Below are 22,165 nucleotides of genomic sequence, written 5' to 3'. Positions count from 1 at the left end.
CCTCTGTCGGTGGTCTCAAGCCGCTACAACGTGGTACAGCCTCACGAGGTGCTGCACTTCTATCAAGACCTAGTGGAAGCCGGTGGCTTTGAGCTAGAAACCGCAGGCTCGCTCAAAGGTGGCCGCAAACTGTGGGCACTGGCTAAGACCGGCCAGGATCTAAAACTCAAAGGTAATGACTTGGTAAAATCCTATCTGCTGCTGGCAACCAGCTGCGACGGCACGCTCTGCACCACGGCGCAGTTCACTTCGCTTCGTGTGGTGTGCAATAACACCTTGCAGATGGCACTGCGCGGCGCTACCGGCGCCATCAAGGTGCCCCACTCCACTCAGTTCGATGCCGCTGCCGTCAAAGAGTCGCTTGGGCTCGGGCTCTCCCATTGGGATGAGTTCAAAGTCCAGAGCAAGGCACTGGCACAGCGGCCCGTGGCCCCTGAAGAGGCGCTACGCTTTTTCAGCGACTTGCTGGCGCAACCGCTGGACGAGGAGAACATTATCCTCACCAAGCCGGTACAACGGCTGCATGAGCTCTATCAAGGCGCAGGCATGGGCTCAGAACTTGCGAGCTCCCGCAATACAGCCTGGGGGCTGGTCAATGCGGTCACCGAATACGTGGATCACCACCGTCGTGCCCGCAGCCAAGATCACCGGCTCGATTCCGCTTGGTTCGGTCAGGGGGCCCAACTCAAATCCCAAGCCCTGAATCAGGCACTCACTCTGCTGCAGTAATTCCTCGTCCCCATTCAAACCGCATAACGACCTCACCCGGACTGGCACAAGCCAATCCGGGCGTCGCCATTTATGCCGTCAACAAGGACTAGTCATGAAAGCAAAAGCCAAATACGGCCAAGCCCTGCGGCTGGCCTCTACTACCCAATTAACCCGCGAGCAGTGGCTCGCTATCCGCAAACTCGGCATTGGCTCCTCCGATGCCGCCGTGGCAGTGGGGCTCTCTCCCTACAAATGTCCGCTCAGCCTGTGGTTGGAGAAGACTGGTCGTAAGGAGCCGGAAGATATCTCCCACAAAGAAGCGGTGCTGTGGGGCATTGAGCTAGAGCCGGTCTTGGCGCAGGTCTATGCCAAACGCACCGGCTACAAGGTGCGCCGGGTCAATGCGGTGCTGCAACACCCCGAGCATCCTTTCATGCTCGCCAACCTCGACCGGGAGGTAATCGGCCATCCCGATGGGCCGGGCATTCTGGAGATCAAGACCGCCAGCTATCACAGCGCCCCCCAGTGGGAGGAAGGGGTGCCGGTGGCTTACCAGTGTCAGGTACTGCATCAACTGGCCGTCACCGGCCATGCCTGGGCCGAAGTGGCAGTGCTGATCGGCGGCCAGGATTTTCGGATTTATCGCATCGAGCGCGATGAGGAGAAGATCCAGGATCTCACCGAGCGGGAAGCGCAGTTCTGGCAGATGGTGCAACAAGATCAGCAACCTGAACCTGACGGCTCCAGCGATGCCGCCCATGCCCTGAGTTGGCTCTTTCCCCGCGATGATGGTCAGACGCTGGATCTCTCGGATTCTCCCGAGTTCAACCAGCTGTTTGGGGAGCTACTGCGCTTACGTCAGCAAAAGGAAGCTGTCGAGCAACAAGAGTCACAACTCAAACAGCGGCTGCAAGCCACCTTGGGTGAAGCGACAGCCGGGTTGTTTGCCGATGGCAAGATCACCTGGAAGCGCAGTAAAGACCGGCTAGCACCGGATCTGGATAAGCTCGGTCAGGATCATCCCGACCTGCTCACCCGTTACGTCAAACCGGTACCCGGCGTGCGCCGTTTCACCATTCAACCCTTGAGGCAAACACCATGATCAAAGGACTGGCGATCACCCCGCCCGTGATCGGGCGGATCTGCATCGGCAAGCTGGTGCAAAAACAGGATAAGTGGGTGCCGGAGAAGGACGACAGCTTCACCCTCACCACCCAGGTACAACAAAAAGGGGGATGGTTGCTCCATCCCCTGCATCAACACTACTCATCGCAAAAGAATAACCAAGGGCAGGAGCAGACCAAGATCCGCGCCATTCCGGTGCGGGTGCTGTTCAACGACAGCGACTTGAATCTACGGGCGGAATACAGCGCGTTTGACCGGCAAACCGGCAGGCCGCTCTGTGTCGGGAATGGGGAGGTGGCAAGACGTGTAGGGGCACAAGGCATGGAGGAGGTCAGCTGCCCTGGACCTGAGCGCTGCGCCTTTGCAGGCCAACAGGGTTGCAAGCTGTACGGACGACTGAACCTGTTTGTGGAGGGGCAAGGGGATGAGTTGGGTAGCTTTATCTTCCGCACCACCGGCTACAACTCGGTGCGCACTCTGGCTGCTCGGCTGAAGTACCTGGAGGCTTTGAGCGGGGGCCATACCCGCTATCTGCCGCTCACCCTACGGTTGCGGGCCAAGAGCACTACCCAGTCCTACCGCACACCGGTCTACTACGTGGATTTGACCTTGCGGGAAGAAACCAACCTGACTGAGGCAGTCAGGCAAGCACTGGAGGCCGCCCGGCGTGATCAAGAGGCGGGGCTCGCCATCGACCAGATGGAGCAGGCCGCTCGCGACCTGCTGCGCAATGGCCAATTTGAGGATATCGATGAAGAGGTGCCGATGCTGCTGGAGGAGTTCTATCCCGAAGCCAAGAGCGACGAGACGGAAAATGGTCTCAATGGCGCTGTGGCGACAACAGCACTTAACGCCCCGCTAGGCCAAGCGACCAGAGCACCGCAGAAACCGCAACCACGAAGGAGCCCACTCACCAACAAATTGGGGAAAGGGACCCCATCCCCTTCCCCCGGTTAACTGCTGATGTCCCTCTGGAATGGGCAAGCGGTTCTACTGAATCATGAGGCCCTCCCTATAGGGCCCAGTTCACGACTTCCAGTCCGATTGCATTAGCAAATCGATATCCACGGCAATCACAGAACGGCTCATTACTGGATCCAACTGCTGGCGCTGGGTCAATAGCTCAGGCCCTAGTGACATGCACGAATACGCACTAAAAAGGCACTGTTTTCAAGTCAATAGGGTTGGTTTCAGGCTTTTGACTTGTGCCGTCATTGTACCCTGCCCTATTGACCAGGAGGAGACCATGGCACTGGTGGGTTATGCACGCGTGAGTACCGTCGGGCAGAGCCTGGACACCCAGCTTCAGGCACTGGCTGAGTGCAGCACGATTTTTCAGGAGAAAGTCAGTGGGGCAAGGGACGACCGCCCCCAATTGGCCCTGTTACTGAACTTTGTACGTGAAGGGGATGTGGTGTTGGTCACCAAGCTGGATCGCTTGGCCCGCAACACCCGTCACCTGTTGGAGATCTCGGAATACCTGCAAAGCAAGCAGGTAGCACTGAGGATCTTGAATCTGGGGATCAATACCTCGACCCCTACCGGCAAGCTGATGCTCACCATGATTGGTGCTATAGCCACCTTCGAGCGGGAGCTGATGCTGGAGCGGCAGGCGGAGGGCATTGAGTTGGCCAAACAACGTGGCGTGTACAAAGGCCGCAAACCTACCGCGATGGCAAGAGGAGAAGAAGTGCTGGCTCTTGCCGACCGGGGACTTGCCAAAACAGAGATAGCAAGACAAACGGGGATCAGCCTCTCCAGTGTGCAACGCATTCTCAAAACCGCCGCGACGAGTTAAAGCACAAGCCCCCAGCCGCAGTATTTGAGCTGGGGGCTCTATCACTCACCAAGGAGCAATGACCTTCGATGGAAATACTGCAATATGATGATTTTCGTACCGAAAAAATAGCAGCCCTTATTAATACCCGAAGCACCTTTGAGATTGTGGGTGTCTCCGGAAACATGGGCAGTACCGTTCGAATTCTTGAGACAACGATAGAATCAGCCGGATTGAAATGCAGGGTATACACCCAAGGGCGTATTGCCGCAGCAGGAGCAACATTTTTAGGTGGCGCAACCGGGGTTGCAGGTATGTTCGCAACCCTTGGTATCGCAGCGCATAACCTGGCTACGTATAACCCTGACTATGAAATAGTGAAACATGTCGTGGATGGTTCCATCAGCGTGCGTTACAAAAAATAACCATCATTCAGACCGTTCTTTTTAAGATGAAGAACGTTGGGGAGTAATAAAAATGAATAAACTTTTAATTTCGTCAGTCACCGCATTGCTGTGTAGCAACGCTTTGGCCTATGGTGAGGCAGGCCAATGGTCGAGTAGAAAAACACAGGATGGCATGGAGTATGCTGCTGTGATTGATGACCAGAATAAGCTCATCATCTCTTGCGATAAAAATGGTAAAGATATCGCTATGTATGCCACGATTGAAGGTGTCCAAGTTGGCACTGATGTATACGATAGAACCTTTGATATAAAAACCAGCGAATCGTATTACTTCACACCTTACGTGATAAATGGAGATAGCAGCATATCGAATTTCTTTAAGTTATGGGATGAAATAAGATCCGGGCATTCTATTATGTTGGACCAACGTGGCCCCGAATTGCCAACAGCAAATGCCAGTCAAGTTTTGCCAGCACGTGACAGCAGTGAATTCATCTGCTTGACGAAAGGGATAAAAAAGAAAAACTATCAGGCGCCCGCCCAAGTTACACATACCAAAGTGGGTAATGAACATCGCTACTCGGTTGTCGCTGACGATAAGCATGCGTTGTACTTCTCTTGTGACAACACCAATAAAATGACCATGCGAGCAATCCTGGATGGTGACAAGTATGACGTTGAAAAGGATTCGTTTTACGTCAGTGTCGGAGACAAGGCTGAACCTGCAAGCGTAATAACCAACAACAAGACGTACCTTGATAAATTTTGGGATGACTTGCGTGAAAATAAAACCCTTTATCTCATCTCTCAACCAGACAATATTACCTACGTGCTGACCCCACAGGGGGGAGCCTCTGCACTACCTGACAGAACATCTTCAGATTTTACCTGCCTCACTGCTGATACCATCTCACATAAAAAGAATGATGCACTGTTAGCCCAGCAGGGGCCGACAACAGCCTCCACATTTTCGGTCAATGTGCGGCCAATTATCCCCAACAAGGGGTTGCCATCAAAAGTAATAACTGTTGTTTCTCACAGCGACCGGGTGAAGATAACGAAAGCTGTCGTTAACAGAGGCCAGTGTCAAGTAAAGTCAATTTCCCCATTACCTCTAACGTTAGCTTTTGGTAAGGAACTCATGCTTTACACGGGCTATGACTGCAACGTGTTAGAATTGAATTTATCAACTACCAATGGTGATGTGGAATACCAGTTCCAACCACAAAATTAATCTGTACGTTGTGTTTAACAAAAATGAGTGAGGCTTGGAATATGAAATGGTTAATTGTATTGCCTGGTTTGCTTATTTCATCCAGCGTAGCCTTTGCCTATGGCGAGGCCGGACGCTGGAACAGTGGCTGGGGTCAGGGCACCAGCGAATACACGGCGGTGGTCAACGAGCAGAACCATCTCTATATCGCCTGTAGTGACACCCGCAAGGTCAGCATGACGGCCACCGTGCAGGGCAAGGAGTTCGGCTCTTATGCTGGGCAGGCTTTCTCCATCATCGTCGATGGCAACCAATACGATGCGCCCTATGAGACCGAGTCCCGTGTCGGTGAGAACAATTTCTTCGACATGTGGGGCAAGCTGCGCAAGGCCAAGTCGATCAGAATTTTGACGGCTGACGGCAAGCAGCTCGCACTGCCGACCCAAGAGGTGGCATCAGTTCTGCCCGCCACCAATACCCCCGAGTTTGACTGCTTGATGTGGGACCAATAGGTCACGCCCATTCCCATCCAAGAGGAGGCATTTGCCTCCTCTTTTTATTTCTGCCATTCACCCACTCTTGAAGGAGACGCACTATGCCCCCCTGCATTCCCCCTGAATGCGAGCCGTTCGATCACCAAGGCTTTTGGCACAAACTCTGGGCCTTTGCCAAACGTGCCGGTCGGCCCTTTATCGAGACCTGCCTGTTGCTCTACTACACCAGCCAAAAGGATGATCTGCCGCTTTGGGCCAAGCTCCTGATTTACAGTGCGCTGGCCTACTTTATATCGCCCATTGATGCGATCCCGGATGTGTTGCCGATGGGACTCACCGATGACATCGCGGTACTGAGTGCAGCTCTCGCCAGCATTGCCGCCTTTATTGATGAACAGATCCGTGCCCGTGTGGCCAAAAAATTGCGCGAGCTGTTCGACCAAGATTAACCCCCACAAGGAGTACACCATGACCATTCCCTTTTTCCGGGAGGGCTTTGCCCTGCCCGTTACCCAAGCTTTGCTGGTTCTGCTCAACCAAGAAGTCGCTAAAACCGAGCTCGACATCGAGCGCTTAACCCAACTGACCTTCAACTTTCGTAACCCCGGCTGCAGCGCCGAGCTAGGTGGCGTACACCCGGTCGAGATCCGCCTGATCCGTGGACTAGATGGCTGGCTATTCGATTACGTCACCGACTTCAGTTATCAAGGGCTGGGGCAGGATGCCGAGCTCTGCAAAGAGCTCGATTTCAACTTCCTCGATGGGGAACACACCATGTTGGGCTGGGGACCGTTGCGACTGGCCGAAGCGCGGGAGTTGTTCGATATCTGGCAAAGCAACTTCATTGCATACTGCCGGTTGGAATGCTTCAGCGTCACGGTCGCAGGAGATTAGGAGGATACAATGATCCAAGAATTAGCGCTTTCCCACTACTCCCGTCAGTGGCTGGGACACGTCGCGGCGGGCGCCAAGTTAACCCCCACCCGAAGTAGTCAGCGATGGCTGCTCCACCTGACACCGGATAGTCCACACATCCGCACAGTCACCCTGCAGGTCCGTTGGTCAGGCGTGCAGTGGCAACTGCTCACCATCAGCAATGCCGAGGACTGGCACACCATGAGCCAGCCGAGAGATGAGATCTGCATCGACCCCAAACGTCGCTGTTTCTGGCGCAGTCAGGCAGGCCCCGTGCCACTCACCGACCAACCTCGCGTGCTTGCAAGCTTCTTGGCTGACCTGCAGCGCATCTGCACCCATCGCGGCTATGTCGTGGAGAGTGACCCCATCGCCGACAAGGAGAGCGAAGATGATTAACGCCGTGATCGCCATCGAGCTGGAGGCTTATCTTGAGCACGATGGTCAGATTGAAGCCGTGCATGACCGAGGCCAACCGGTGGACGGTTACGCCCTCTACCTGCGCTATGAAAACGAACGGGGTGACGCACTGGCGCAATGGCTGTGCGACCACACGGATCACCGCTTGCTAACCCAGTTAGGCACCTTGCTCGCCACCAGTTACTACATTCCGCTATACGACCACACCCCGCACACCTTGGCGGCCTGAACACAGCCAACCAAGCCTGCGGTCCACCCCCATTCAGTAACCCATTAACCAAATAGCTCGCCTCCCCTGCCGCACCCCACGCGGTGGGGCGATGGCGTATGGAGCCTAATCATGTTGCATCACAAACTGATCGCCGGGGAGCAACCCGGCACCTATCGGGTAACTGACCTTGTCACCGACAATGACCTGCTCACCATCGCCCAAGCTGTTACCCGCCAGAAATTGGCCAAGGGAGAAGCTATTACCGACAAACACTTGGCTCAGCAGGCACTACAAACCCTGTTGCAGAGCAGAGAGCATGAAGTATTTGCCATACTGTTCTTGGACAACCAGCATCGGGTCCTGGCATATGAGGAGCTGTTTCGCGGCACACTCAGCAGTGCCTCCGTCTACCCACGGGAAGTTGTTAAACGTGCGTTGGCGCTCAATGCAGCAGCTCTGATGCTGGTGCATAACCACCCCTCCGGCCACCCGGAACCCAGTAGAGCGGATATCGAGATCACCCAACGATTGCAAAGCGCCTTGGCACTGGTGGATATCCGGATTTTAGATCATCTGGTCGTCGGTACTGAGGGAGTGGTGTCGCTGGCAGAACGAGGCAATTTGTAACTGCCACATCGGTCAGGTGGCCCGCTCATGGAGGAAGAAGGCATGGCCAGCAGTGAGCTCTACAACGGCTTACCATCATTAGGAGTACACAGAAAATGGGATCAACTATTTGCCTATGTAGAAATTGAGAGCGAAGCGCACTGGAATGCAGTCGCCGATACCGCCATCTGCAAGCAGTGGTGGGCCTATATGAAAGAGATCATGCCCTCCAACCCGGACAACAGCCCGGTCAGCCACGAGCTGGTTGAGGTGTTCCATCTGGCGTAAATACTTGTTGAGATAGTTTGAGCAGGCCGCTGGCCTGCTTCCCGCTAAAAACGTGCATGCACAGAGGTAGTCATTTATTAATCTATAGTTGATGCATTGTTGGTGGGACATACTCACCAACAATAAAACACATGAGTATAACCCACATAGGCTTATAATAAGCAAAACCCAATGAGCACGTGATGTGTCAATTAGATTTAAGTTATAATCCTTAGGATGTCATTCTTTAACCAAAACTAATTATTCACACTATAAAACCAGCAGCATACATAAACTTGACTTTATGTTTAAGACGGTATAGCGTATTAAAAGTCATGAAAAATTAACACTCGAGAGTTAAATATGTACAACTCTGACCACGCTACCACACTAAGCTCAAAATTTACAATGATTGGGTTATCCGCAGATTGGATTTTTCAAACATGGTTAATACTTGGAACTGTTGAAAAAGGAATTGTTATATTTGAAAATGAAGACAACTCTAATTATGAACTCATCGAATTTTACTATAAAGGAGAGGAGCGGATTGAAATAACACTGTTGTCTGGCTCACTAAATCAAATAATGCAACACATCAAGAAACTAAAAGCATTGCCTTAAATAACTTCTTTACCAGACTACATTAGGCCAAGAAGTAGTTTACATGGAAGTATTTCAATATATTCCATGCAAAAAAGCCTCTGACTCTGAGTGGAGTAGTTAGGTTATAGCATCTATAAGTTCGACTGAACTGACTACAGTTGGTTTAATCTCACTCAGAGAAGCATGTATGTCTTGGCTTACAGGTTTGGGATAAATCTGCCGCCCCGAGTTTAAAGCACGGTTGGAACGGACGACATACCATGCTTGCATTCTAATATCCCAGCTACGAACCTCACAAAACTGTTTCCAATCGAATTCCACTATGCGCTCTAATGTAAAATCTTCATGAATTATCACAATAAGGATAAACTCAAATAACTGCCGTTCTTTATTGGATTTATCTGGGTATATTGTCCCAGATTTTTTTGCCCTTTGTAGGGTCTTAATAGAATACCTATTTCCTTCACGAGAAATTGCATCTATGTTTTTTGTACCTCGAGGAGATGGAGCTAAAACAGGAAGATCTGTGCGTTCTTTAAAGAGATTAATAGCGATTTTTTCACCGATTTCGCCGACATTGAAGTTCAACCCACGGCTTCTTGCCTCACTTGCAACTGCTGCATGCAGCGCTAGAAGCTTGATATCATCAAGGCCTTTCAAGTCTACTGAAATTTCAGTTAGCAAATTGCTATTTTTTTTCATGTTCCCTCACAACTCCAAAGATATTGTTCTTCTTATCGCCCTCTGATTGTAGGGCTACTTTAAATTTATAGATTGTGGACCTGCAAGTCCTGAGGCTATATTTTCATGCATTCATAGCCGATGGTTTGATATCACCTCCTACAGATCCGGCTCATACTGAAGTAATTCTTTACCTGAATCAGTAAATCAGTTATCAGAACTCCTAGCAGCATCGGCAACAATCGCTTTCAAGCTGCTTCTCAATTCATCACAGCTCATTCCTGGACGTAGGGTGATAGCACCGAAGCGGAACTTGTCCCTGTACTGAGGATGAAAAAATCGCCCTGGTACAGGGGTAGTCTTAAAATCAGATCTAGTGACGGGAGCATACGGCGTTAGTAGGTAGGCGGCCGTAACAATCCCTTCGACTTCGCCACTCTTAGCCTCTTGTACTAACGCGTCACGATATGTGTGAATAGAAGTCAACGCGTCATTCAGACCATCATTAATCCGGTACTTCGCATCTAGGACTATGACCTGCTTCCCAAGACTGCCGAAATCACTACCGGCAAGAACCATGTCAGGTACCATAACTCTACTGAAGCTACCTTCACCGCTTGGCTCTATCCAGTACTCACGGTATTGACGTTGAAAACACAGGGTCTTATCAGGACCGACAGACACAATTACTGCACCTGCGGATATGGTTACACCACCAACAGCATCAGTTACGAACAAATTGCCTAAATCAACACCAGTTGAACCGTACTCTTGAATAGCTGCTCTAAGAAGGCGTAGAAAGCACCATAGTTCGTACAGTTCATACGTTCTTGCCAATGGCATCTGTAAGAAATCGCCGAAAAGGGCTGCGAGGCCCAAGTTCATATCTTGCCATAAACGGTAGAAGCGGTGGTAAACAGGGTCATTGCGAAACAACGAAGACATCTGCAGCATTCCCGGACTGTCGCTAACCTCTGTCATAAAACCTGAGCTAGCAGCATCGTTTAACTGGCGCGCAATATGTCGTGTACGGACCGCCCAACTACCAGCGGTAGTGAGCATATCTGGATCTTCGTTACGGCTTATCTTTGCAAGTACATCTGCAACACTTGACAACCAAGCTGCCCACGACCGTAGGCATGTTTTGATCTGCCTGTGCTCCGGGATATCTACGCTGTTACACCGTTTCTGTGTTGTAATCTGTGCAGGCAATCGTCCTCGGAGCACTGCTGGCAATCGTGACGGCTGGTTGGATTCCATCCGAACAAGTCCAGTGCGGAACGACTTGATAATTTCCGGCCCTGTAGCACGTACCGCGCGGTGAGAAGGTACTGTGATCTGTTCTGCACGCAGGAAATGCCTAGGTGAGCGGTTGATTGTCGCAATAGTCTGCGTGATATCCTCAGCTCGCGAGCGCAGGAACTCTAGTCGGGCTAGAGGAGGTGGCTTATTCCCAGGCTGGCGGGCGACGCTCTTACGAAAAGCACTCAGTGAGAAAAGCGCAAAGGTGTCTTCTAATACCTCACGCACCATTGCGTCAAAGTCGTTACGAGTGAGTTTACGAAGATCCGGGTCTGTTGTGATCTCGAATCGGCGTATTCCGATACCGGAAAGCCTTAACGCTACTTGCACAGTTCCAGCATGAAAACCCGGTGCCCAGCGCCAACGCGCAACGCGTGGCTGGCGCGAACGCAAAGCCTCAACAGGGACATCATCAATCAAGAGATCGGCTGCAAGAGCATCATCGCAATCGCGTAGCTCAAACAGATAGGAAGAAGCCTCCCTGATTGAGCCACTAGGAATGACATCCTGTTTAGGCCAGACCTGCCATTCAGACTCCCCATTTTCTCCCTGTATATATAGCGCAGTCATTTATCAACGCATCGCCTGAAAGGAGCCATATTCATCCAGGTCATTCAGTAGCCTCTGGATATACTTCTGTGCATGTGGGAGCCCCTTACAAGCCTTTTCTAGGGCATTGAGTAGTGGACGTTGACGCTCTGCTCCACGTAACTTGACCAGGACCTTTTGTACCAGCAACTGGTCAGTAACGCTGTCAGCCTGATTTTGCAAGTGCTTGGCATCGAAGGCATGGTATCGCACAAACTCCTCAATTACTCGGTAACCAAACCCTAAGCCATAGTTCTCTAAGAGACCGTGGATTTCGGCTAGTTTTGGTTTGGAAGCATTTATTGCAATCTGTAACTCTGGATGGCGGGCTGCCAATGAATCCATAAAACCAATTACGTTTACCGTTGACATATCGATCACAGAAGCCCGATCAAGTACTTTATCGCTGACTGGGTTGGTTGTCTCATCGATGTTAATTGTACCGATAATAAACAAGTTAGAGGGTAACGGAATCTCGGCACGGACACTGGCGCCAGTGGTTCCCTCCAGCGGTACACCATTAGAGTGCAGTTGCAAAGATCCACCAGTCTCGATGGCAGACAATATGTCCGACAAATAGTATTCAACACGTGCAAGATTCATCTCATCGAGAATGACAAATACTGGAGAATCTCGGTGGGCTGTTGCAACTAATACAGCTTCCAAAAAAGTCGGCACAACATATCGGTTCGTCAAGACATCGTAATAGCCCGTCAATCCCGTGGGGTCGGTCCATTCTGGACGAACCGGACACTCGAAAAGTAGTGGATCAGAAGCTGTATTTGTACTCAAACCATGTACTGCACGAGCATACTTTAGTGCCAGTTGAGTTTTTCCAGTACCTGAGAGCCCCGACAAGATCACGAAATGCTTGTGGTCCAGGAAATTCAGAGCGGCATGAAATCTCCGGACCTCTCTATTTGGATAGTACCCACCAAGAGCCCTGATAGAATCTTCGATTTCGCTGATTGGAATTGCTGCCGGCAGACGACACATCTTCTGGCTGAGTGTTGCAGTATCAGTCCATACGGGGAGTTCGTGTATTTTTTCCCTACCAACCAAGCTACCCAACCAACCTATGAACTCACGGGCAAGAAGGCTACGCCTTGCGGACGCCGTCGGCGGATACAGCGCAACAACAATTTTGTCTGGTTCAGTGGAGGGCCCGAAAGGTGTGAGGTCGAAAGCCAAACTATCCCAAAATTTGGCGTTTCGCAGCCAAAGGCGTCCATCTCTTGCCAGATAGATCGGCACGAGATTGTTCCTGGCGCTGTACTTGATCGTGGTATCAGGCGATTCTGACGACTCGTCACTATCTACAGCAACCTCTAGAGCAAGCTCCGAACCATCCCCCACACTTTTTGTAATCGTGCCGAGACATTTCATCTCTGCCAGACGCTTCAGGAAGTTAGCTTTGTCCTTGCGAACCAGAACAGCAAAATAAACCTCATCTTCCGGGGGAAACCGAAGAACACAGCCAAATATTAGGGCTTCGACATCTTCTTTGACATTATCCAGATTGACAACCCCAAGCTGGATACCGCCCTCGACGACCTTCGCGCTGTTCGACACACCAAACAGCTCTCTTGGTCGAACGGCCTTTGACGTACCGAAGTCCTTCTGGACAGCTTCAAGAAATTGTCGTTGCCGCTCGACAAGATTCATCTGTCATATCCTTTTGTGTAATTGCTTGCTTGATAGTCTGCATCATGTGGGTAGCTAGAGCCTTTGCTAACAGAGGCGGAACTGCATTTCCGATCTGTTTAAACGCTGGATTCATCGTGCCGCTGAAACGAAAACCATCAGGAAAAGACTGAAGCCGTGCAGCTTCACGTACGGAAATTGTTCGTGCCTGCTTGCTATCGTAATGGATATGGCTATACCCATCTTTACCCAAATGGGCCAACAGTGTACGCGCTGGTTGATCACGCCACATCTTTCGCCATTTGTTAGGGAACTTCGTTGCATCATAAGGCGGTACTATCGAGTTCTTCAGGCTAAGATACTCTTTTGATCCCTCCTCTAAGTGTTCCCCTCTGGCTTGCGCAAAAGCTAGGCGCTCCTGAAACAGGTCGATAGCATGCGCATACGCTTCCGGATACTGATCGCCTGGATTCATACGGGCAAATAGTTCGTAGTCCCGCGGCAAATAACGGATAACATGGTCCGTCAATCCGTCTTGAGGTGCTTCATGACTAGGCCAAGTGCGCATCAGTTCTGCGTATGCTGAAGGCTTCCTGTTACTGTAATCGATTGGTTTGTCAAATCGCCGCGCACCACGGGAAATCTTTCCAGCAGCTAGTAGCTCTCTAGCATTGATTGCAGGCAAGTCTTGTAGAGCCTCCTCAGCCGTCACTGCTGGGGGAAGGTCAGGACTTGCAGATGGGGGAGCAACGTAAGAATGAGCATTATCATCCAAGCTACGCAGTGACTTCAGAGCTACAGATCGAGATCCTTCATAACCAGGGGGGAGTATCAACCAGTGGCTTGGAGAAGGGAACGAAACTGTCACCCCCAACTCACGGCGGTATGCGATCAGGAACATTCGTTCCCGCATCTGTGGGACGCCGTAGAATGCTGCGTTAAGTAATGTGTAGGCACAGACATAGCCTTTGGCTTCCAGAACCTCGCAGGTTTCTTCGGCAATGTTCTGCCCACCGTGGTTAAGAATGTCAGGCACATTTTCCATAAGCACTGCAAGTGGCTGAAAAGCATCTACATATTCCAGATACTTCTTGTAGAGTTGCGCACGTGGATCATGAATAAATGCTTCTGGGTGTTCTTCTATTTCACGCAGCTTTGATCTGCCGACGCGAGCAAATGCTTGGCAAGGAGGCCCACCAACAACAACGTCAAAAGCATCTTCAACATTACCCAGCTCAAGCCGATGACATAATTCAACTGGAGTCGTCTTTGTTATGTCGATCGGTTGACAATGAGCATCCGCACCACCATGGAAATTCAGACCATGGGATCTCGCAGCATCAGGGTCAAACTCAACAGCGCCCCGCATCTCAAAGCCGGCAGATTCAAAGCCTAATGAGATACCACCACAGCCAGAGAAAAGATCGAGTACACGAGGCTTATCTGAAGCTTGAAGACGTGCCAGTTTACGGAGAATAACATCTTTATTCATGAACCATGACCCTGCCGTGCAGACGGACGAAAAGTGAGCTCCAAACGCCCCTCGCTTTCATCTAGGAAACGCTGCACCGCCATGCGGATGATCCATGCGGACGATACCTGATTTGCATCAGCCAGAGCTTGTATCTGAAAATGCACGTCCTCAGGTAGCATGACTGAAGTCCTGACGCTTTTGCGATCAGACGTAATAGGGGAACGAGCCATAAATTTGAAACCTATAGTAGAAGTGGTGTCATTGTGCACCAAATTACATATAATTACACCAACAGGTTAATGTTGTTTAGTACATTGCGTCACAGCATAGCGTCCATAACGGGGCACGTTTGACAGACAACGTTCTGAATCGCCCCAGGTAGCGCAGAATACACCACTGTATATTAATACAGTCTTTTTTGCCATAGTCCGCCACAGCACCGATGCAGCACTCGCAGAACTTCCCCCTGTATATCACCTCTGCCACTAGTCAGTTATCTCTAAATCTGTTGATCAGCGCGCAAAAATGACTAGGTTTCCGGGGTTTTCAGCGTCTAATTTTGCCCCCCCTGAGAGTGTGCAACTATCCGCTCTTTGGATCGGAGAACCTGGAGTGTTAATCATGGAAACCGTATTGAAGATCCGGTGTATGTACTAGGTGGACGGCCAGTCCATCAGCGCCATCACTAAAGTCACAGGGCTATCTCGCAATACCGTTCGCAAGTACCTTCGCCAACCGTCCTCCGAACCGCCCAAATATCGACGCCAGCAGCCTGCCAGACCCAAGCTCGGCGAGTTCGAGCCGACTCTGACCCAGTGGCTGGACCTCGATGCCAAGCGGCCCAAGCGACAAACCGTTGTGCAAGACAACTCTACAACGCCTTGACTACCGGGGCGCCTACGACAGCGTCCAGCGCTTCGCCCGTGACTATAAACAGCTGCCGGCCAACGTGGCCGCCTTTGTCCCTCTGACATTCGCGGCTGGTGAGGCCTATCAGTTTGACTGGAGCGAGGAAGAGGTGAAGAGCAGCGGAACCGGGACGGGTCAAACCCACCTAGCCATCGCCCTGGGACTCAATACCGTACGCAGGGCAAACGAGTGAGTTTCTACGGCGTGGTGGTTCTGGTCAACCAACTGGAACAGGAAAAGGCATCAGGCAAAGCTGGGCAGCTTGCCAACCGGCGGGTCAATATTGATGCGGTGGTCCTAGACGAACTGGGCTACCTGCCGTTTGCCGAAAGCGGTGGAGCCCAGCTGTTTCACCTGCTCTGCAAGTTGTACGAGCGCACCAACCTGAGCTTCAGCAAATGGGGCTAGGTATTTACGGATTAGAAAATGACAACAGCGATGCTGGATAGGATCACCTATCACTGCGAAATCATCGAGACGGGAAATGATTCGTACCGCGTCAAACAGAGGATGAAATCAGCCAGCTAACCCTGGTCAATTTTGGACGCTGATCCCTGGTCATTTTTCGATGCTGATTGACAGGGTTATTTACATATCTCACACCACCAGCCATTCGGGCCGTTGCCTCTATCTCCCCCACAGTGAGGGCAGGAACCCGGTTTGATAGAGGAGTACCACTGGCGTTGCATGTCGCTCACGGGTTGCGGACTAGCAACGGGGTTGGTCTGTTTCTGGGGAGTGCTGTTTACATTTGCGCCACCTCGCATGCTGGCGTAGGAATACCGTGTAGACGCTTCTGCCTTTTCTGTTCTTGCCATTCGTTTCGCACGAGATCTGATGCAAACCTCGCGATAGCAGTAGCCGTCAGCATCAAGACGTTGGTGCTGTAGTTGGCAATTACGACACGCGGTCGGCGTAGATCGTGGATACTGCCCCCCATTGCTGGTCTTGTCGCTGTCTTGCGCAGCCCGTGCGGCATAGTCCCGTGCTCTCTGGGCGGCGCGCTCCTGTTCAGCCAATCTCATCTGAGCCGTAATCGCCGCTTGGTGCTCGCGTTGCATCCTTTGCTTTACCTCAAATTGACGCCGCGCTTCCTCCAGTTGTTCTTGTTTTAGTTGCTGCAGTCTGGCTTTCTCCTCTGCTTCTTGCCGTCGCTGTTCGGCAAGCTGCTCCAGGGCGATCAGCGCCATCTCCTCGCGTGGGTGATAGAGCCAATGTAGACAGTTGGGATTTTCGCTGAGAATCGTCAGCATCAAAGTCGTCGTGTCCATCCCTGCCGGGCGAGACTTATCGAACATCCGGTCGCCAAATTGGTTATAACGAACAGCCAAAACGCCTGTTTTAGGGTGTTTGGCAATGAATCGCCCCAGCCACAGCGGGTACAATCCTACAGGCTCGTGCGCGGCAGGAAAGTGTAAGGCAAGGTGGAAGTCTGGTCGGGACATCAACTGAAATAGCCCTGCCGGAACACCATGGGTCTCTGCTTGCGGAACAAATTGAACGCCAATGTCAGCATGGGCCTTAGCAACCAGTTCCTTGACCCCATCAAACGAGGTGTAATGGGCAGGGGTATTGAGCTTCACTACACTTTCCAGCTTAGAGAGCAGCATCAACCGAACACTGGTTTCAAAGGCGTAGAAGCATTTTTCCTTGCTGTCACGGTAATGCGCGAAGCAGTGGCGGTTTTGCTCACCTTTTCTGGCAACGAGCAATCCTTTACAACTGGGACAATGACAACCGGCTGCAAGTCCTCTTTCAACATCATCGACCGAGACAATTGCACCGGTCTCGGTCTTAATTGCGAAGGGTATTTTATTCTGAAAGTCCATCAATCGGTCACCTGAATAAGCTCAACCTTCATTTCTGGTAAGCCGCAGAATAGAGTGGCAACGTCCTCTGCCTTATCCCTTTACCTGCCCCCTTTGAATCTCCACCACGTTCATCTGCTTGGTACCCTTGCACTAAATAAATACACCTAATCGTACTACACCATCCCGAAAGCCTTGAGGTATAGGGCCTGGCGGCAAAGCCTGGCATGACCTTGTGATTGTGAGAGCAACCGAAGTTGAGCTGCACTTCGGCAATATGCTGGTAGAACGTGGTACAGACAGCACCATCTTTTTTCATCACACTGTGATTAATTCAGTATATGTCGCCTGTATACTCATGCCGATACTGGTTACATACACATGTCGCATTTTGGAGCACATATGACCCCCAGAGAGCTCACTTGGGATCAGACCCTACGCTTTCGCCTGCTAGAGATCGTGTTGCAATGGGAAGGTCGGCTGACCACCAATCACCTAATGACAGCCTTCAATATCGGCCGCCAGCAAGCATCACGGGATATCAATCACTACCTGACCTACTACTCACCAGAAGGGTTGATCTATGACCGAAGCCTGAAGGGATACAAGCCCACCGAGCAATTCGTGCCGCGATTTAGTGAAGGAAAAGTAGATGAGTACCTGATGCTATTACATCGTGAAAAACAGCACCAACGCCAACATGAAGCGGGGCTGTTGACCCTGCCGCTGATGGATTTGCGCTACGGCCATATCGAGATCTTGGATGTACCCAACCGCCATATCGACCCCAAGATTGTGCGGGGTCTGGTGCAAGCGGCTCGCGGTCAGTTGCGGGTCGATGTCGATTACGTATCCCTCAGCTCAGAGGAGCAAAGCGGCCGCAATATCGTGCCCCATACCCTGGTCTATGACGGGATCCGCTGGCACGTGCGCGCTTACTGCGAGAAGAAAGGGGTATATCTGGATTTTGTGATGAGCCGGTTTCGTGGGGAACCAGAGCTACTTGATACCTCTCCTCACGGCCGAGATCAGGATCTTGAGTGGAACACTCAAGCCACTGCGGTGGTCATACCCAATCCAACCCTCAGCGCAGGACAACAGGCCATCATTGCCAGTGACTATGCCATGCCAGATGGCAAGCTGCTGCTCAACCAGCGCATCCCTTTGATGCATTACGCGCTGGAGCGCATGCAAGTGAGCTATAACGGCGATCATGAACAGCATCCGCTGCTCTACCCGCTGGTGCTGGCAAACCGGGACGAGTTGGTAGCCAAGGGCTGCATCTTCAAGCTCCGAAGCCCGGATTCGCGCGAGAGTAAAGGAACTTAAGGTGTTCCCAAAATAAAAACAGGGCTACAAGAAGGCTAGCCCCGTTTGTACCTACTTACTTGCTCAAGAAAGTAGCTGCCCAGCTCACCCTTATGCTGGCTTGCTTCGCTTTCTGCGCTGGCCAAGTAACCGTTGCGCTCCTTCCATACCGCATACGCGGCGGCCTTCTCGACCTCGACCCGTTCTTGCTGCTCTTTCGGTAGGGCACACAGATTGTGACTCATACTGACCTCTTTGTTATTTGTTGGCGCCATGGTACGCCATCACTGGCATGCGGGACTTGCGCTGGTTCAAAGGTGGTGCGCTATAATGGCTGTATATAAATACAGGTGTTTTGCCATGAAGCTGTTAACCCCAGACCCATCACCCGCCGAGGTGACCATCCCGCTGTTCTTGCACCGCGCCTCTTGCGGCTTTCCCAGCCCAGCCAGCGACTATCTGGAAGGGAAGTTGGACCTCAACACCCACTGCGTGCCGCACCCTGCAGCAACCTTCTATCTGCGTGCCGAGGGGGAGAGCATGACCGGGGTCGGCATCTTTCCCGGTGACTTGCTGGTGGTCGATAAGAGCCTCACCCCGCGCCATGGTGATGTGGTGATTGCACTACTCGATGGCGGCTTCACGGTAAAGACCTTGCAGCTCAAGCCGAGGTTGCGGCTGTTGCCAGCCAATCCGGCGTTCGCGCCTATCGACCCTTGTATGAGCCTCTCCCTGGAGTTGTTCGGAGTGGTCACCCATGTGATTGGCAATCTGAGGCAGCGTGATGGCTATAGCGCTCGTTGATGTAAACAACTTCTACGCTAGCTGTGAGCGGCTGTTTCGCCCTGAGCTGCGTGGCCGCCCGATCGTGGTGCTCTCCAACAACGATGGATGCGTGGTGTCGCGCAGCCCCGAAGCCAAGGCGCTGGGTATCAAGATGGCCGGGCCCTACTTCAAGATCCGCGAGCAGTTCGAGGCGCATGGCGGTGTGGCATTCAGCTCCAACTACGCGCTCTATGGAGACATGTCTGGCAGGGTGATGAGCACGTTGGAGACCATGGCCCCCGAGCTGGAGGTCTACTCCATCGATGAAGCATTCCTGTCACTGTCGGAGTCGTTTGCCGGGGACCTGACAGCCTATGGACAACAGATCCGGCAGCGAGTGTGGCAGTGGACCGGCCTAACGGTAGGGGTTGGGATCGGCCCCACCAAGACCCTCGCCAAGCTGGCCAACTATGCAGCCAAGAAGTGGCCTGCCACTGGCGGCGTCGTGGACTTGCGTGACGAGCTGCGCCGCGCCCGGCTGATGGCTATCACCCCGGTGGACGAGGTGTGGGGCATAGGACGGCGCTTGGGAGCCAAGTTGGTGGCACAAGGCATCAACACCGTGGCTGACCTGGTGGCTAGCGACGCCAAAGGGTTACGTGCCCAATACGGCGTGGTGGTCGAGCGGATCGTACAGGAGCTGCGTGGCCTGCCTTGCGCAGAGCTGACCGTTGAATCGGCGGCGAAGCTGCAGATCCTCTCGAGCCGTTCCTTTGGTGAGCGCGTGACTGACCGTGGAGAAATGGCCCAAGCGTTGTCGGGCTTTATGGCTCGCGCAGCCGAGAAGCTGCGGGCCGAGGGGATGTGTTGCCAGCGGGTGTACCTGTTCGTGCGAACCAGCCCCTTTGACGAACGAGCGTCTTACTACAGTGAGCAGGCTGGCGTCCGGCTGGTCTGCCCTAGCGATGATACCCGGTTGCTGCTGCAGCAAGTGAACGTGCTGCTACCGCAGATTTGGCGCGACGGTTACCGCTATCAGAAGGGGGGCGTCATGCTGAGTGAGTTCACCCCCAAGGGGCAGCAACAGGCCGATCTGTTTGCCCCGTCCTCCGCTCAATCAGATGCGCTGATGGCAGTGATGGACCAGATCAAAGCCAAGGGATTGGGGCGCGTAGGCTTTGCCAGCCAAGGTACGGGGTCGCCTGAGTGGATGATGCGACAAGAGCACCTGAGCCCCTGCTACACCACCCGCTGGGAGGACCTGCCGGTAGCGAGATAGTCCCTGAGTTCGCAGACCTGAGGTTGAGTCAACCCAAGTGATGACACTAGGTTGCTGTAGATCAAAACCGTCGCTTGCCATAAACGCATCCTCAGTTCAGCCGGGATGCCTGATTCACCAAGGGTGCCATTACATTAACCGCTCACCTCGAAAGATCCCCCTAAAGATAAACCACGTTGAGCAGGCTGACTCGACATTAGTTCCGTAATTTAATTACGCAATATAAAAACAACATCGACTAAATACCTCACCCCAAGCCACTGCTTTATAGGTGACAAATAAAAAATAATATCTTAACACCTCTGATTAATATGCTTTATTTGTGACGGATGTTCAATTTTTAACATTTTACAGCGATTGAACTCACTGCAACTTACTGATTCTGGTTAGTGACAAAAAACACACGTTAAGGTGGTGTGATTTATTTGCATCTAAATTGCTTCTCTTTAGCGCGCTTTTAGTGGTTAACTTACCACATTACTCAATAGAAACGAAAAATTAACAATATCAGTTACATAAATAAACGTTTTTGTGCGTAGCTCACAGTTTTTAAGCGATGGAGGGATTTCGTATATTGCAAATTTTATATTGGCACAGCTAGGTAGGATGAATACCAGCACTCTCCCCCTACGTCCAAAAAGGTGAGCCAAGGTGAAACATTCCATTTTCAAAGTCGGTGCACTCTCTCTGGCAATGCTATCTGCCGGCGTGATGGCCAAAGAGTACGAGATCGTTAACGTAGTGAAGGTGTCCGGGATCCCATGGTTCAACCAGATGAACAAAGGGATTGAGCTGGCGGCTAATGACTTAGGGGTGAATGCCCGTCAAGTAGGACCTTCAACGCCAGATCCTGCTCAGCAGGTAAAAATAATTGAAGATTTAATTGCCAAAGGTGTTGATGCAATCACTGTCGTCCCTAACGACGTTACAGTATTAGAACCTGTATTTAAGAAAGCTCGAGAAAAAGGGATTGTAGTATTAACTCACGAGTCTCCTGATAAGCACAACGCCGACTGGGACATCGAGACCTTGGACAACACCGTATATGCCAAGGCAACAATGGATGAACTAGCCAAGCATATGGGTAAAAAAGGAGGCTATGTAGTGTATGTCGGCTCCTTGACTGTACCACTGCATAACAACTGGGCAGACCTCGCCATTGCGTACCAGAAACAGGTTTATCCTGAGATGCATGAAGTGACTAGCCGTATGCCTGTCGCCGAAAGTGTGGATGCTTCTTATGCCACGACTAATGACTTAATGAAAGCTCACCCAGATATGAAGGGGATTGTTTCTTACGGTTCTTTAGGGCTGATCGGTGCCGGTGAGGCGCTCAAAAAGAAACGCGCCAAAGATAAGATAAGCGCGGTAGGTATCTTGATGCCAAGCCAAGCGGCTCCTTATCTGATCCGTGGGGAAATTGATAAAGGTTTCTTATGGGATCCTGCAGATGCTGGTTATGCATTAGTTTCCGTTGCCAAAATGATACTTGATGGTAAAGAAATTAAAGGTGGGCTAGAAATCCAGAATCTGGGCAAGGCTGAAGTAAACGCAGAGACTAAAGTCATCAAATTTAACAAGATCTTAGAAGTAGATAAAACTAACGCAAGCAGCTTGGGATTCTAAGTCCACTATCCCTTATGGTGAGTCAGTATAAC

25 protein-coding genes and 1 pseudogene are annotated in these 22,165 nt (G+C 51.6%); 19 read left to right on the top strand and 7 right to left on the bottom strand.

What is annotated here, in order from left to right; genetic code table 11:
- The 14 genes from AB5Y82_RS12515 to AB5Y82_RS12450 form a co-directional block, all read left to right on the top strand.
- Window positions 1-729: DUF932 domain-containing protein (locus AB5Y82_RS12515; protein WP_368174036.1), on the top strand; the 729-nt coding region annotated here is incomplete at its 5' end.
- A gap of 94 nt (window positions 730-823) precedes the next feature.
- Complete coding sequence (locus tag AB5Y82_RS12510) at window positions 824-1,813, top strand: YqaJ viral recombinase family protein (protein ID WP_368174035.1); 990 nt, start codon at window positions 824-826, stop codon at window positions 1,811-1,813.
- Entirely contained in the window at window positions 1,810-2,793 is a 984-nt protein-coding gene (locus AB5Y82_RS12505; protein WP_368174034.1) for a hypothetical protein, read from the top strand. Before AB5Y82_RS12510 ends, AB5Y82_RS12505 begins: the two co-directional genes overlap by 4 nt.
- Before the next feature lie 289 nt (window positions 2,794-3,082).
- A complete protein-coding gene (locus AB5Y82_RS12500; RefSeq protein ID WP_368174033.1) occupies window positions 3,083-3,634 on the top strand; it encodes a recombinase family protein in 552 nt (183 codons plus the stop codon).
- A 68-nt stretch (window positions 3,635-3,702) separates the two neighbouring features.
- A complete protein-coding gene (locus tag AB5Y82_RS12495; RefSeq protein WP_101531667.1) occupies window positions 3,703-4,038 on the top strand; it encodes a hypothetical protein in 336 nt (111 codons plus the stop codon).
- A gap of 52 nt (window positions 4,039-4,090) precedes the next feature.
- Complete coding sequence (locus AB5Y82_RS12490; RefSeq protein ID WP_368174032.1) at window positions 4,091-5,254, top strand: hypothetical protein; 1,164 nt, start codon at window positions 4,091-4,093, stop codon at window positions 5,252-5,254.
- Between the two features lie 41 nt (window positions 5,255-5,295).
- Entirely contained in the window at window positions 5,296-5,745 is a 450-nt protein-coding gene (locus AB5Y82_RS12485) for a hypothetical protein (RefSeq protein ID WP_368174031.1), read from the top strand.
- A gap of 83 nt (window positions 5,746-5,828) precedes the next feature.
- Window positions 5,829-6,176 carry a YkvA family protein gene (locus AB5Y82_RS12480; protein ID WP_368174030.1) on the top strand — a complete coding sequence of 116 codons (348 nt, stop codon included), beginning with the start codon at window positions 5,829-5,831 and terminating at the stop codon, window positions 6,174-6,176.
- A gap of 19 nt (window positions 6,177-6,195) precedes the next feature.
- The gene (locus AB5Y82_RS12475; protein ID WP_368174029.1) at window positions 6,196-6,621 is read left to right on the top strand and encodes a DUF2787 domain-containing protein; all 426 of its coding nucleotides are present in this window, start codon (window positions 6,196-6,198) and stop codon (window positions 6,619-6,621) included.
- A 9-nt stretch (window positions 6,622-6,630) separates the two neighbouring features.
- Window positions 6,631-7,041 (top strand): hypothetical protein, encoded by a 411-nt coding sequence (locus AB5Y82_RS12470; protein WP_368174028.1) that lies wholly within the window; start codon window positions 6,631-6,633, stop codon window positions 7,039-7,041.
- Window positions 7,034-7,291, top strand: coding sequence for a hypothetical protein (locus AB5Y82_RS12465; RefSeq protein WP_368174027.1), 258 nt, complete (start codon window positions 7,034-7,036; stop codon window positions 7,289-7,291). Before AB5Y82_RS12470 ends, AB5Y82_RS12465 begins: the two co-directional genes overlap by 8 nt.
- Window positions 7,292-7,402: 111 nt before the next feature.
- On the top strand, window positions 7,403-7,900 hold the full coding sequence (radC, locus tag AB5Y82_RS12460) for a DNA repair protein RadC (RefSeq protein WP_368174026.1): 498 nt from the start codon (window positions 7,403-7,405) through the stop codon (window positions 7,898-7,900).
- A gap of 27 nt (window positions 7,901-7,927) precedes the next feature.
- Window positions 7,928-8,167: an L-rhamnose mutarotase gene (locus tag AB5Y82_RS12455; RefSeq protein WP_368174025.1), complete on the top strand. Its 240-nt coding sequence runs from the start codon at window positions 7,928-7,930 to the stop codon at window positions 8,165-8,167.
- 342 nt (window positions 8,168-8,509) lie between these two features.
- Window positions 8,510-8,767 carry a hypothetical protein gene (locus AB5Y82_RS12450; protein ID WP_368174024.1) on the top strand — a complete coding sequence of 86 codons (258 nt, stop codon included), beginning with the start codon at window positions 8,510-8,512 and terminating at the stop codon, window positions 8,765-8,767.
- A 99-nt stretch (window positions 8,768-8,866) separates the two neighbouring features.
- Here AB5Y82_RS12450 and AB5Y82_RS12445 read toward each other — a convergent pair whose 3' ends face one another.
- From AB5Y82_RS12445 to AB5Y82_RS12425, 5 genes are all read right to left on the bottom strand, one after another.
- Complete coding sequence (locus AB5Y82_RS12445; protein WP_368174023.1) at window positions 8,867-9,451, bottom strand: hypothetical protein; 585 nt, start codon at window positions 9,449-9,451, stop codon at window positions 8,867-8,869.
- Window positions 9,452-9,637: 186 nt separating this feature from the next.
- Entirely contained in the window at window positions 9,638-11,302 is a 1,665-nt protein-coding gene (locus tag AB5Y82_RS12440; protein WP_368174022.1) for a DUF2357 domain-containing protein, read from the bottom strand.
- 3 nt (window positions 11,303-11,305) lie between these two features.
- Window positions 11,306-12,985: an McrB family protein gene (locus AB5Y82_RS12435; protein WP_368174021.1), complete on the bottom strand. Its 1,680-nt coding sequence runs from the start codon at window positions 12,983-12,985 to the stop codon at window positions 11,306-11,308.
- Window positions 12,951-14,456: a DNA cytosine methyltransferase gene (locus AB5Y82_RS12430; protein WP_368174020.1), complete on the bottom strand. Its 1,506-nt coding sequence runs from the start codon at window positions 14,454-14,456 to the stop codon at window positions 12,951-12,953. Before AB5Y82_RS12430 ends, AB5Y82_RS12435 begins: the two co-directional genes overlap by 35 nt.
- A complete protein-coding gene (locus AB5Y82_RS12425) occupies window positions 14,453-14,617 on the bottom strand; it encodes a hypothetical protein (RefSeq protein WP_368174019.1) in 165 nt (54 codons plus the stop codon). The genes AB5Y82_RS12430 and AB5Y82_RS12425 overlap by 4 nt, the downstream gene beginning before the upstream one ends.
- An 851-nt stretch (window positions 14,618-15,468) precedes the next feature.
- Between AB5Y82_RS12425 and AB5Y82_RS12420 the strand changes: the two are divergent.
- A pseudogene (locus AB5Y82_RS12420) lies at window positions 15,469-15,875 on the top strand (ATP-binding protein); the annotation flags it as partial.
- A 56-nt stretch (window positions 15,876-15,931) separates the two neighbouring features.
- Here the strand turns inward: AB5Y82_RS12420 and AB5Y82_RS12415 are convergent.
- Window positions 15,932-17,176, bottom strand: coding sequence for a hypothetical protein (locus AB5Y82_RS12415; RefSeq protein WP_368174018.1), 1,245 nt, complete (start codon window positions 17,174-17,176; stop codon window positions 15,932-15,934).
- 381 nt (window positions 17,177-17,557) lie between these two features.
- On the opposite strand from AB5Y82_RS12415, the gene AB5Y82_RS12410 reads away from it, so the two are divergent.
- Window positions 17,558-18,484: a WYL domain-containing protein gene (locus AB5Y82_RS12410; protein WP_368174017.1), complete on the top strand. Its 927-nt coding sequence runs from the start codon at window positions 17,558-17,560 to the stop codon at window positions 18,482-18,484.
- 35 nt (window positions 18,485-18,519) lie between these two features.
- Here AB5Y82_RS12410 and AB5Y82_RS12405 read toward each other — a convergent pair whose 3' ends face one another.
- A complete protein-coding gene (locus AB5Y82_RS12405) occupies window positions 18,520-18,708 on the bottom strand; it encodes a DUF3283 family protein (RefSeq protein WP_010634570.1) in 189 nt (62 codons plus the stop codon).
- Between the two features lie 115 nt (window positions 18,709-18,823).
- Here AB5Y82_RS12405 and umuD point away from each other — a divergent pair, with 115 nt between their 5' ends.
- From umuD to AB5Y82_RS12390, 3 genes are all read left to right on the top strand, one after another.
- Window positions 18,824-19,267, top strand: coding sequence for a translesion error-prone DNA polymerase V autoproteolytic subunit (umuD, locus tag AB5Y82_RS12400; RefSeq protein WP_024945037.1), 444 nt, complete (start codon window positions 18,824-18,826; stop codon window positions 19,265-19,267).
- Window positions 19,248-20,507 carry a translesion error-prone DNA polymerase V subunit UmuC gene (gene umuC / locus AB5Y82_RS12395; RefSeq protein ID WP_368174016.1) on the top strand — a complete coding sequence of 420 codons (1,260 nt, stop codon included), beginning with the start codon at window positions 19,248-19,250 and terminating at the stop codon, window positions 20,505-20,507. The genes umuD and umuC overlap by 20 nt, the downstream gene beginning before the upstream one ends.
- 651 nt (window positions 20,508-21,158) lie before the next feature.
- On the top strand, window positions 21,159-22,133 hold the full coding sequence (locus tag AB5Y82_RS12390) for an autoinducer 2 ABC transporter substrate-binding protein (protein WP_368174015.1): 975 nt from the start codon (window positions 21,159-21,161) through the stop codon (window positions 22,131-22,133).
- Window positions 22,134-22,165: the final 32 nt, after the last annotated feature.

This window comes from Aeromonas sp. s13 (assembly GCF_040907905.1).
Taxonomy (GTDB): Bacteria; Pseudomonadota; Gammaproteobacteria; order Enterobacterales; family Aeromonadaceae; genus Aeromonas; species Aeromonas veronii.
The sequence above is the reverse complement of the archived record's forward strand: the minus strand, read 5'-3'. Positions and strand labels throughout refer to the sequence as shown.

Bases quoted from the DNA above. Each gene is read 5' to 3' on its own strand.
- AB5Y82_RS12510 (WP_368174035.1), top strand. From the start codon at position 824: ATGAAAGCAAAAGCCAAATACGGCCAAGCCCTGCGGCTGGCCTCTACT.
- AB5Y82_RS12505 (WP_368174034.1), top strand. From the start codon at position 1,810: ATGATCAAAGGACTGGCGATCACCCCGCCCGTGATCGGGCGGATCTGC.
- AB5Y82_RS12500 (WP_368174033.1), top strand. From the start codon at position 3,083: ATGGCACTGGTGGGTTATGCACGCGTGAGTACCGTCGGGCAGAGCCTG.
- AB5Y82_RS12495 (WP_101531667.1), top strand. From the start codon at position 3,703: ATGGAAATACTGCAATATGATGATTTTCGTACCGAAAAAATAGCAGCC.
- AB5Y82_RS12490 (WP_368174032.1), top strand. From the start codon at position 4,091: ATGAATAAACTTTTAATTTCGTCAGTCACCGCATTGCTGTGTAGCAAC.
- AB5Y82_RS12485 (WP_368174031.1), top strand. From the start codon at position 5,296: ATGAAATGGTTAATTGTATTGCCTGGTTTGCTTATTTCATCCAGCGTA.
- AB5Y82_RS12480 (WP_368174030.1), top strand. From the start codon at position 5,829: ATGCCCCCCTGCATTCCCCCTGAATGCGAGCCGTTCGATCACCAAGGC.
- AB5Y82_RS12475 (WP_368174029.1), top strand. From the start codon at position 6,196: ATGACCATTCCCTTTTTCCGGGAGGGCTTTGCCCTGCCCGTTACCCAA.
- AB5Y82_RS12470 (WP_368174028.1), top strand. From the start codon at position 6,631: ATGATCCAAGAATTAGCGCTTTCCCACTACTCCCGTCAGTGGCTGGGA.
- AB5Y82_RS12465 (WP_368174027.1), top strand. From the start codon at position 7,034: ATGATTAACGCCGTGATCGCCATCGAGCTGGAGGCTTATCTTGAGCAC.
- radC (WP_368174026.1), top strand. From the start codon at position 7,403: ATGTTGCATCACAAACTGATCGCCGGGGAGCAACCCGGCACCTATCGG.
- AB5Y82_RS12455 (WP_368174025.1), top strand. From the start codon at position 7,928: ATGGAGGAAGAAGGCATGGCCAGCAGTGAGCTCTACAACGGCTTACCA.
- AB5Y82_RS12450 (WP_368174024.1), top strand. From the start codon at position 8,510: ATGTACAACTCTGACCACGCTACCACACTAAGCTCAAAATTTACAATG.
- AB5Y82_RS12445 (WP_368174023.1), bottom strand. From the start codon at position 9,451: ATGAAAAAAAATAGCAATTTGCTAACTGAAATTTCAGTAGACTTGAAA.
- AB5Y82_RS12440 (WP_368174022.1), bottom strand. From the start codon at position 11,302: ATGACTGCGCTATATATACAGGGAGAAAATGGGGAGTCTGAATGGCAG.
- AB5Y82_RS12435 (WP_368174021.1), bottom strand. From the start codon at position 12,985: ATGAATCTTGTCGAGCGGCAACGACAATTTCTTGAAGCTGTCCAGAAG.
- AB5Y82_RS12430 (WP_368174020.1), bottom strand. From the start codon at position 14,456: ATGAATAAAGATGTTATTCTCCGTAAACTGGCACGTCTTCAAGCTTCA.
- AB5Y82_RS12425 (WP_368174019.1), bottom strand. From the start codon at position 14,617: ATGCTACCTGAGGACGTGCATTTTCAGATACAAGCTCTGGCTGATGCA.
- AB5Y82_RS12415 (WP_368174018.1), bottom strand. From the start codon at position 17,176: ATGGACTTTCAGAATAAAATACCCTTCGCAATTAAGACCGAGACCGGT.
- AB5Y82_RS12410 (WP_368174017.1), top strand. From the start codon at position 17,558: ATGACCCCCAGAGAGCTCACTTGGGATCAGACCCTACGCTTTCGCCTG.
- AB5Y82_RS12405 (WP_010634570.1), bottom strand. From the start codon at position 18,708: ATGAGTCACAATCTGTGTGCCCTACCGAAAGAGCAGCAAGAACGGGTC.
- umuD (WP_024945037.1), top strand. From the start codon at position 18,824: ATGAAGCTGTTAACCCCAGACCCATCACCCGCCGAGGTGACCATCCCG.
- umuC (WP_368174016.1), top strand. From the start codon at position 19,248: ATGGCTATAGCGCTCGTTGATGTAAACAACTTCTACGCTAGCTGTGAG.